Annotated in this window: 2 protein-coding genes; both read right to left on the bottom strand. The window is 73.5% G+C overall.

Going from position 1 to position 2,141, the window contains the following annotated elements:
• Positions 1 to 1,085, bottom strand: a 1,085-nt coding sequence (galK, locus tag EIO58_RS16710; protein WP_127820421.1) for a galactokinase, incomplete at its 3' end; no start/stop codon positions are given.
• On the bottom strand, positions 1,082 to 2,141 hold a 1,060-nt coding region (galT, locus tag EIO58_RS16705; RefSeq protein ID WP_127820420.1), incomplete at its 5' end, for a galactose-1-phosphate uridylyltransferase. The genes galT and galK, both read right to left, overlap by 4 nt.

The raw sequence follows: 2,141 nt of genomic DNA, 5'->3' as shown, positions 1-2,141 counted from the left end.
GCGAGAGCCGCCTCGACGGCGGTGTCGAGCTCGGGCACCGAGATCTCGAAGTCGTCGCGCATCGACGCGTGCGACGCCACGAGCAGGTCGCCGATCGCGGTCGGGCCCTGCTCGCGGAGGGTCTGGACGGTGTCGAGCACGCGCTGGTTCTCGGTGACGACGTGCCGCACGCGGCGGAAGGTGACGTCGTCGACGATCTCGGCGAGCCGCGGCAGGTCGTCGGGGGTCACGTCGCGCAGCGCCGGCACGCCGAGCGCTGCTGCACCGCGCTCGCATGCGGCCCGGCGCTCGCCGTAGCCGCCCGTCGCATGCGAGTGCGTGACGCCGGTGTCGATGACGACGAGCTCGAGACCGGCATCCGCGAATCCGAGGTCGACGACGTTCGCGTCGAGCGAGCGGCAGTCGAGGAAGATCGCCGAGTCGGCGCGGCCGAGCAGCGACGCCATCTGGTCCATGATGCCCGTGGGCGCGCCGACCGCCTCGTTCTCGGCGCGGCGGCCGACCTGCGCCAGTGCGACGTGGTCGAGCTCGAGGCCCCAGGTCTCGGCGAGGGCGACGGCCGTGGCTCCCTCGATCGCGGCCGACGACGACAGGCCCGCGCCGATGGGGACGTCGGACGCGAAGGCGAGGTCGACGCCGGCGAGGGCGACGGGGCCCGCGGCGTGTTCGTCTCGCAGGACGTTCTGTCCGTCGACGCCCGACACGCCGGGCGACACGCCCGGGATCGCCGATCCGTCCTGCGAGGCGAGCACGGCCCACGCGACCCCGAGTGGGTAGCGGGACCACTCCGGCAGCTCGTCGCGGCGCGCGGGGAAGAGCGCGTCGAGTTCGTCGAGCGTGACTTCGACCACCTCGTCTGCGAACGTCGAGGTGACGCGGATGCGCCCGTCGCCGCGCGTGCCGAGCGCCACGTGCGTGCGGTGCTGGATCGCGAACGGCAGCACGAAGCCGTCGTTGTAGTCGGTGTGCTCGCCGATGAGGTTCACGCGGCCCGGTGCCGACCATGTGCCGTCGGCCTCGGCTCCGAAGCGCGCGACGAACAGCGCGCGGGCGGCGTCGGCGGTGCGGGCATCGGTCGTGGTCACAGGGTCTCCTCGGGGATGGATGCGACGGCCTCGCGCAGGCGCGCCGCAGCGGACTCGGGCGGGATGTCGCCGATCCACGCGCCCATCGCGGCCTCGGATCCGGCCAGGAACTTGAGCTTGTCGGCGGCGCGGCGGGGCGACGTCAGCTGCAGGTGCAGACGGACGGTGTCGCGACCGCGGTGCACCGGCGCCTGGTGCCACGCCGCGATGTACGGCGTGGGCGTGTCGTAGAGCGCGTCGACGCCCCGGAGGAGGCGCAGATAGAGCGTTGCGAGCTCGTCGCGCTCGGCATCCGTCGTCCCGGCGAAGTCGGCGACCTGTCGGTGTGGCAGCAGGTGGATCTCGATGGGCCAGCGCGCCGCGAACGGCACGAAGGCCGTCCAGTGCTCGCCTGCGAGGACGACGCGTTCGCCGGCGCGCTCGAACTCGAGGATCCGCTCGAAGAGGTCGGGGCCTTCGCGATCGATCGACGCGAGCAGGCTCGTGGTGCGCGGGGTGATGTACGGGTAGGCGTAGATCTGGCCGTGCGGGTGCGGGAGGGTCACGCCGATGGCCTCGCCGCGGTTCTCGAACAGGAACACCTGCTCGACGCCGGGCAGCGCCGAGAGCGCCGCGGTGCGATCGGCCCACGCCTCGATGACCGTGCGGGCCCGGGTCGGGGTGAGGGAGCCGAACGACCCCTCGTGCTCGGGGCTGAAGCACACCACCTCGCACCGCCCGACGCTGGTGCGGGTGCGTCCGAGTCCCGGAGCCTCGAGGTCGTCGAGACCGCGCGGAGCGTCCTCGCCCGCGAGGGCGTCGCCGTTCGCGATCGCCAGGGCAGGGCCGAACGACGGCGACTTGTTCTCGAACACCGCGACGTCGTAGCGCGACGGCACCTCCGAGGGATTGGTCGGGGTCTGCGGGGCGAGCGGATCGAGCTCGGCGGGCGGCAGGAACGCGCGGTTCTGTCGCGCCGCGGCGATCGAGACCCACTCGCCGGTGAGCACGTCTCGGCGCATGGTGGCCGTGGCCGGACGCGCGGCGGGCTCGCGCGCGTCGACCGCGCGCTCGGCG

The organism is Microbacterium sp. CPCC 204701 (assembly GCF_004010105.1).
Lineage (GTDB): Bacteria > Actinomycetota > Actinomycetes > Actinomycetales > Microbacteriaceae > Microbacterium.
The sequence above is the reverse complement of the archived record's forward strand: the minus strand, read 5'-3'. Positions and strand labels throughout refer to the sequence as shown.